Origin of the sequence: Actinomadura darangshiensis (genome assembly GCF_004349235.1) — a bacterium.
GTDB classification, from domain to species: domain Bacteria; phylum Actinomycetota; class Actinomycetes; order Streptosporangiales; family Streptosporangiaceae; genus Spirillospora; species Spirillospora darangshiensis.
Window position 1 is genome coordinate 1 of sequence record NZ_SMKY01000405.1, and the last position, 6,515, is coordinate 6,515.

Below are 6,515 nucleotides of genomic sequence, written 5' to 3' on the forward strand. Positions count from 1 at the left end.
GTGGGGGCCTATCTCGTGCGGCGGGTCGGCCGGGAGGCGGCCGAGGACCTGCTCGGTGAGGTCTGGGTGGCCGCGCTCACGTCCCGGAAGTCCTACGACCGCTCGTTTCCCGATGCCCGCCCGTGGTTGTTCGGTGTGGCGCACAACGTGCTCCGGCGGCACTGGCGGTCCCGTCCGGCGGAGGTGCTGCGGGCGAACGTGACCGACACGGCGTGGGATCCGTGGGGTGCCGTGGACGAGCGCGTCGACGGCGAGGCGGTGCTGAGGCGTGCGCTGGCGCTGCTCGGGGCGCAGCAGCGGGAGATCTTGACCCTGGTCGCCTGGGAGGACCTGACCGTCGCCGATGCGGGGCGGGCGATCGGGATACCGCCCGGGACGGCGCGCCGGCATCTGCATGAGGCGCGCATGGCGCTGCGGAGCGCGCCGGGGGTGGCCGCGCTGCTGACCGGCCACAACGCGATGAAGGAGGCCAACTGATGGTGGACGAGATGGACCTGCTGGAGAACCTGAGGGACGCCGAGCCGCTGCGGCCGCAGGCTTTCGAAGAGGCCAGGTCCGTGCTGCGGGACGCGATGGTGCCGAAGGCCGCGTCCCGCAGGCGGGGCCGCAGGTGGGGCGTGGGCCTGGGGGCCGCCGGGCTGGTCGCCGCGGCGGCCACCGCGGTGGCGCTGGTCGTCACGTCCGCGTCGACGTCCGGTGAGCCTCCGGTGAAGGCGGAGACGGCGAACCCGATTCTGGCCGCGCTGGTCGCGGAGATCACGCCGCTGCCGGCCGAGGTGCCGGGCGACGCGACGCTGGAGGTCCGCAACCAGTCGCCGACCGGTGCCGAGCTGGGCGACCATGGCATCGGCCTGTTCACCGACGACGGCACCTACTACTGGGGGAACGACAGGCGTGCCCTGCAGCGGGCCGTCGTCCAGAAGGACGGGGGCGACGACGTGTTCAAGCGCGACATCGCGGTGGCGCTCTACGCCGTGAAGGGCGATATCGGCACCGCGCGCGCGCGGATGGCCGTCGCCAACCTCGCTCCGGGCACGAACCCGGATCTGGAGCAGCAGAGGATCGAGCGGCTCAAGGGCCTCGCCAAAGAGCGGGGGAAGAAGTTCGTGTCGCCGAAGCCGCGGACCCCCGAGCAGAAGAAGCAGATCACCGACAACCACATCTGGTCGAACTCCGTCGACGCGCTGGTCGCGGCACCGGAGAATCCCCAGGTCCGGGCGGGTGTGCTCCGCATCATGGCGACGATGCCGCGAGTCAAGGTCACGAAGACCACCACCGCCGGGCAGCCCACGCTCACGCTGGTGGACGGCTGGCCCGCCAATGGCGGCTTCTCGGAGACGCTGATCGTCAACGCGAAGACGGGACGTCCGGTGGCGTTGTCCGCCCGCGCCCCGGACTCGCCGTCCAGGACGACCTACTACCACACGTCCCGGGTGGTGCTCGCCGACATCGCGGCCGGCAGGTTCTGACCGCGGGCCAAGCGGACGCCCCCGTCGCGACGTGGCGACGGGGGCGTGCTGCGGGTGGGGGTCAGCGGGGCTCGGTACTCGGGGTGACCTGCTTGAACATCGGCTTGCCGACGCCGAGGAACGTGCGGCCCATCATGCCGTTGATGACTCCGGCCGCGGAGGCGTACCAGGCGCAGATGGCGGTCAGGACGCCGATGTAGCCGCCGATCTTGATGGTGCTCTCGCTGGTCGAGAACTGCCCGATGAACAGGATGATCTCGGTGGCCTCCAGGGTGACGAACACCGCGAGGACGGCCTGGTTGACCTGCGTCGCCCACAGCATCATGTAGGTGTTGAAGATCGCGAAGGCGAGCAGGATCCAGCCGAGGTCGTTGGCCTCCTGCGCGGGGGTCGTGTCGCCGGCGACGAGGATGACGTAGAGGCCGAGGCCGATCCAGAAGCCGCCGTAGGACGAGAAGGCGGTCGACCCGAACACGTTCCGGTTGCGGAACTCCCACATGCCGGCGAGGAGTTGGACGAGGCCGCCGTAGGCGAGGGCGTAGCCGAGCCAGGCGTCGGTGCCGTCGGTCCACCCGGCGTTCTTGGCGGAGAGGAGGAATGTGGTCAGGGCGAAGGCCGCCAGCCCCAGTGGGGCCGGATCGGCTACCGCGGGCGGTGTCTGAGGAGTGGACTCTTGCTCGACGTGGGTCATGGTGTCTCCTCGGTGGAGTCCCATCGCCGTGTCTCGCTCGGTCGCGTGCCGGCCGGGCAGGGATGGACGAAGGAATGCGGACAACGGACGTCCGAGCGTCCCTGAGCTGTGGGGAGCGTCCCCGTTTCGGATCATAACTCCGCTTGCCCGTCAGGTCAGTGCCCTGTTCACCGGATATTTCCGACGTATCACCACCAATCGGAGTCGTCGAGATCGGTGCATGCCGGTACGGGACGTCCGGGGCGGTGTGCGGGCCGCTCGATATGCCCCCGGCTTTGGCCCGCGTGAACTGCGGCTTTGGGAATGCGCTCCCACATTGAATTCGCCGGTGCGAATTGCCGACAAGACTTGGTAAAGGTGTTGCCGATTCGTGACGCGAGCCGTCCGGGCTACTTCACCACGGCCGTGCCGAAGGTCGGCGGGTCGCCGAGCCTCGCCCGGTGGGACTCGGGTCGCCCGCCGTCGATGTCGGCCACGCCGAGCCGCTCTCCGAGTTCGGCCCCTATGTGGACCTGACCGGTCCACTTCATCAGCTCCGGGTGCCGGGCCAGAGTGTCGATCACGCGGCCGCTGAACTCGGCGGACTCCGCTCCCGCGGCGAACGACTTGTACCGGTCGGGGACGCCCTCGAAGAGCGCGCGGTTCCGTTCGGTCTTCAGCAGCCCCATCCAGAGCGAGATGACCGCGACGTTGTAGGGCTCGAAGTCCACGGCCATGTCGTGGGCCATCTTGTCGACGGCCGCCTTTCCGGCGCCGTAGGCCGGGCCGTGCATGTAGCAGCGGCCCCCGAAGGACGACGTGTTGACGACGAGGCCGGCGTTGTTCCTGACCAGGAGCGGGGCGGCGTAGTAGCTCGCCACGTAGGCCGAACGCATTCCCACGTCGAACATGCTCTGCAGCGCCAGCGGCTTCTCCCAGAACGGTCCCTTCTGAGTGAGGCCGTCCGGGATCGTGAACGCGTTGTTGACGAGGACGTCCAGGCCGCCGTGCTCGCGCTCGACCCGCTTGAACAGGTCCTCCACCTGCGCGTCGTCGGCGTGGTCGCAGATCACGGGGACGCCGGTGCCGCCGCGGCGGTCGATCTCCTCGGCGGTGGCGAACACCGTTCCGGGGAGGGCGGCGTCGCCTTCGGAGCGGGTCCGTCCGGTCACGTACACGGTCGCACCGGTCTCGCCGAGGGCGAGCGCGATTCCCTTTCCGGCGCCGCGGCTCGCTCCGGTGACGACCACGACGCGGTCTTGTGTCAGGCCCACTTGTTGCTCCCGGTGAGGAATTCGAGCATCGCCGCCGTGGTCTCGCCGGACTTCTCCATCTGCATCATGTGCCCGGCGTTCTTTATCATCCGGACGTCGCGGAGGTCGGCATGGTGCTGCTCCAGTTTGCTCAGCGGGTCGTCGCCGTGCCATGCCTCCAGGTCGGTGTCCTGCTCGCTCCCGATGAAGAAGAACGGGACCGGATTCCTTCTGCCGCCGTACGACTTGCGGTACTCCCAGGAGAGGTCCATGGCCCGATACCAGTTCAGTCCGCCGGTGAAGCCGCTGCGACTGTAAGCGTCGACGTAGAACTCCAACTCCGTCTCGGTCAGCCATGTCCACGGAAGCGGCGGAGTTTCGGGGAGGGCGTCGATATAGGTCGTCCCGGGAGGCTTCCGCCAGACATCTAGATAGTGGTAGTCGCTGGAGAGCGCGTAGAACAACTTGCGTAGGAACTCGCGCGGCGCCGCGGCGAGATCGCGGTCGGCGGCACCGGGGGCGGCGAAGTAATGAATGTGGTTGAAATGGCGCTCGGCCTGCCGGGCGGCGAGCGTCAGCGGCGATTCCCTGCTCGGGGTGAAGAAGGGGTTCTCCAGGCCGATGATCGCGGCGGCGCGGTCGGGGTAGTGGTGCGCGAGGTCGTAGGCGGCGAACAGGCCGAAGTCCAGGCCGCCGAAGACGGCCTTCTCCGCCCCGAGGTGGTCGAGGAGGCCGACGACGTCGGCCACGATCCGGTCGACGTCGTACTCGCGGTGGTCCTTGGGGCCGCTGGTCTGCCCCATTCCGCGCATGTCGGGAGCGACCACCCGGAAGCCGGCGTCGGCGATCGGCCCGATCTGGTGCCGCCAGCTGAACCAGATGTGCGGGAAACCGTGGAGGAGGACGACGAGCGGCCCTGTCCCCTGCTCCACATAGTGGACGTCGAGGTCGTTGATGCGCGCGTACCGATGACTCCACCCGGCCATGCTGCGATTTCCTTCGGTTCGGGGAGCCGACCCATCGGACTGTGCAGGACATCGTCCCGGCTGACATCGGGGCGTCCCGCTCAGTGGGAGCCCAGGGTGATGCGGACGATCGTCCCCTTGGACGGTGCGGAGAGCAGTTCGGCACGTCCACCATGGGCGGCGGCTATGGCGGCGACTATGGGCAGCCCAAGCCCGCTGCCTGTCCCGCTCTTCTCGGCGCGATGGAAGCGTTCGAAGGCGCGGGCCGTGTCGTCGGGCGACATGCCCTGCCCCTCGTCCTCCACCTCGATCAGATTCGGCGCCAGACGGATCGTCGTGGGCGTTCCGGGGGGTGTGTGGGCGCGCACGTTGGCCAGCAGGTTCGTGAAGACCTGGCGGATGCGGGCCTCGTCGACGGTCGCGACCAAAGTGTCAGGGGCGTCCAGCATGATGGGACGGTCGGGCGCCGCGGCGGTCGCGTCGGCGATGGCGTCCCGTGCAATGGCGACCAGATCCGCGGGGACGGGGTGCAGGGACGCCTCGCGATCGAGACGGGCGAGTTCGAGGAGGTCGGTGACCAGACTGTTCATGCGGCGGGCCTCGTCCTCGATGCGGCGCATCGCGTCCGGGAGCTCGTCGGGCCCGAGGGCGCCGTGCCGGTACAGCTCCGCATAGCCCTGGATGGCCGTCAGGGGAGTGCGCAGCTCGTGGGACGCGTCGGCGGCGAAGTCGCGGACGCGGGCCTCGGAACGGCTGCGCGCCCAGAACGCCTGCTCGATCCGCTCCAGCATCACGTTGATGGCGGCGGCGAGCCGGGCCGTCTCGGTGCGCTGCCCGGGGCCGGGCATGCGGGCGCGCAGGTCGCCGCCCGCGGTGATGGCGTGCGCGGTGCCGGCCATCCGGCTCAGCGGCAGCAGGCCGCGGCGGATGAGCCACCGGCCGAGCACGATCAGGACGGCGAGCAGCAGCGAGCCCGTGGCGACCTCGGACAGCACGAGGTTGCGCACGGCCGAGTGGATCTCGGTGAGGGGGGACGCCACGACCACGAACCCGCTCCGCCAGGGCCGCGCCACCGCGCGCAGCCCGGGCAGGGAGAACGGCTCAAGGGTGCGCGCGCGGGCGGCCAGCTCGCCCGGTCCCAGCTTCTGCACCTCGGCGACGGCCTGCCTGGGGGACGGGTCGTCGCCGCTGAGCACCCGGACCCGTCCGGCAGGGCCCACGCCCAGCACCACGAACTGCGCCGGCGCCACCCCCTGCTCCGGCAGGCCGGGCTTCAGCAGCCGCGACACCGCGCGGTCGCGGGTGGCCTGGAGCTGCCCGTCCACCCGGTGCATCAGGTACCCGTTCAGCACGAGCGCGCTGACCAGGCCCATGATGACCAGCCCGGCGGTGGTGACCGCGAGCAGGCCGGCGAGCAGCCGGGCGTTGAGCGTCATGGCCGGAGCGCGTAGCCCACCCCGCGCTGGGTGTGGATGAGCGGGGTGCCGAGCGGGTCCAGCTTGCGGCGCAGGTAGCTGACGTAGGTCTCGACGACCTGCGGGTTGCCGTGGTCCCAGCCCCAGACGCCGTCGAGGAGCTGGGCGCGCGAGAGCACCATGCCCGCGTTCCGCATCAGGTAGGCCAGCAGCCGGAACTCGGTCGGCGACAGGTCGACGGCGACGCCGCCGCGGTGCACCGTCCAGTGCGCCTCGTCCAGTTCGAGGTCGGCGACGCGCAGCACGGGGTCGCGCTCGTCCGCCGGCGGGGCCGTCCGGCGCAGGACGGCCCGCACCCGGGCGATCAGCGCCTCGATCGAGAACGGCTTGGTGACATAGTCGTCACCGCCGAGCGTGAGGCCCGTGACGGTGTCGGACGGGGTGTCCCGCGCGGTCAGGAAGATCACCGGCACCTGGTCGCCGTCCGCGCGCAGCCGCCGGCACACCTCGAAACCGTCCATGTCGGGCAGCATGACGTCCAGCAGCACGAGGTCGGGGCGCTCCGCCTTGACCGCCCGCAGGGCCTCGCCGCCGTTCTCGACGGTGACGGTCACGAACCCGTGGAAACGCAGCGCGACCTCGATGAGGTCACGGATGTTGGCCTCGTCGTCCACGACGAGCACCCGCCGGCTCTCACCCATCGGCTCCCGCGCTCACTCCTAGACCCCTCACCCGCCCGAAAC

7 protein-coding genes are annotated in these 6,515 nt (G+C 70.2%); 2 read left to right on the forward strand and 5 right to left on the reverse strand.

Going from position 1 to position 6,515, the window contains the following annotated elements; translation table 11 throughout:
* Both E1293_RS42910 and E1293_RS50390 read left to right on the forward strand, forming a co-directional pair.
* The coding region (locus E1293_RS42910; protein ID WP_132205245.1) for an RNA polymerase sigma factor at positions 1–477 on the forward strand (477 nt) is incomplete at its 5' end.
* Entirely contained in the window at positions 477–1,469 is a 993-nt protein-coding gene (locus tag E1293_RS50390) for a hypothetical protein (RefSeq protein WP_132205247.1), read from the forward strand. The genes E1293_RS42910 and E1293_RS50390, both read left to right, overlap by 1 nt.
* A 61-nt stretch (positions 1,470–1,530) precedes the next feature.
* Here the strand turns inward: E1293_RS50390 and E1293_RS42920 are convergent, their stop codons facing one another.
* The 5 genes from E1293_RS42920 to E1293_RS42940 all read right to left on the reverse strand — a co-directional run bounded on the left by E1293_RS42920 (position 1,531) and on the right by E1293_RS42940 (position 6,473).
* Positions 1,531–2,160 (reverse strand): acetate uptake transporter, encoded by a 630-nt coding sequence (locus E1293_RS42920; protein ID WP_132205249.1) that lies wholly within the window; start codon positions 2,158–2,160, stop codon positions 1,531–1,533.
* Positions 2,161–2,549: 389 nt separating this feature from the next.
* A complete protein-coding gene (locus tag E1293_RS42925) occupies positions 2,550–3,413 on the reverse strand; it encodes an SDR family NAD(P)-dependent oxidoreductase (RefSeq protein ID WP_207939443.1) in 864 nt (287 codons plus the stop codon).
* Positions 3,404–4,378, reverse strand: coding sequence for an alpha/beta hydrolase (locus tag E1293_RS42930; RefSeq protein ID WP_132205251.1), 975 nt, complete (start codon positions 4,376–4,378; stop codon positions 3,404–3,406). The genes E1293_RS42925 and E1293_RS42930 overlap by 10 nt, the downstream gene beginning before the upstream one ends.
* A gap of 80 nt (positions 4,379–4,458) precedes the next feature.
* The gene (locus E1293_RS42935) at positions 4,459–5,793 is read right to left on the reverse strand and encodes a sensor histidine kinase (protein WP_132205253.1); all 1,335 of its coding nucleotides are present in this window, start codon (positions 5,791–5,793) and stop codon (positions 4,459–4,461) included.
* On the reverse strand, positions 5,790–6,473 hold the full coding sequence (locus tag E1293_RS42940) for a response regulator transcription factor (protein WP_132205255.1): 684 nt from the start codon (positions 6,471–6,473) through the stop codon (positions 5,790–5,792). Before E1293_RS42940 ends, E1293_RS42935 begins: the two co-directional genes overlap by 4 nt.
* Positions 6,474–6,515 lie beyond the last annotated feature (42 nt).

Bases quoted from the DNA above. Each gene is read 5' to 3' on its own strand.
- E1293_RS50390 (WP_132205247.1), top strand. From the start codon at position 477: ATGGTGGACGAGATGGACCTGCTGGAGAACCTGAGGGACGCCGAGCCG.
- E1293_RS42940 (WP_132205255.1), bottom strand. From the start codon at position 6,473: ATGGGTGAGAGCCGGCGGGTGCTCGTCGTGGACGACGAGGCCAACATC.
- E1293_RS42920 (WP_132205249.1), bottom strand. From the start codon at position 2,160: ATGACCCACGTCGAGCAAGAGTCCACTCCTCAGACACCGCCCGCGGTA.
- E1293_RS42935 (WP_132205253.1), bottom strand. From the start codon at position 5,793: ATGACGCTCAACGCCCGGCTGCTCGCCGGCCTGCTCGCGGTCACCACC.
- E1293_RS42930 (WP_132205251.1), bottom strand. From the start codon at position 4,378: ATGGCCGGGTGGAGTCATCGGTACGCGCGCATCAACGACCTCGACGTC.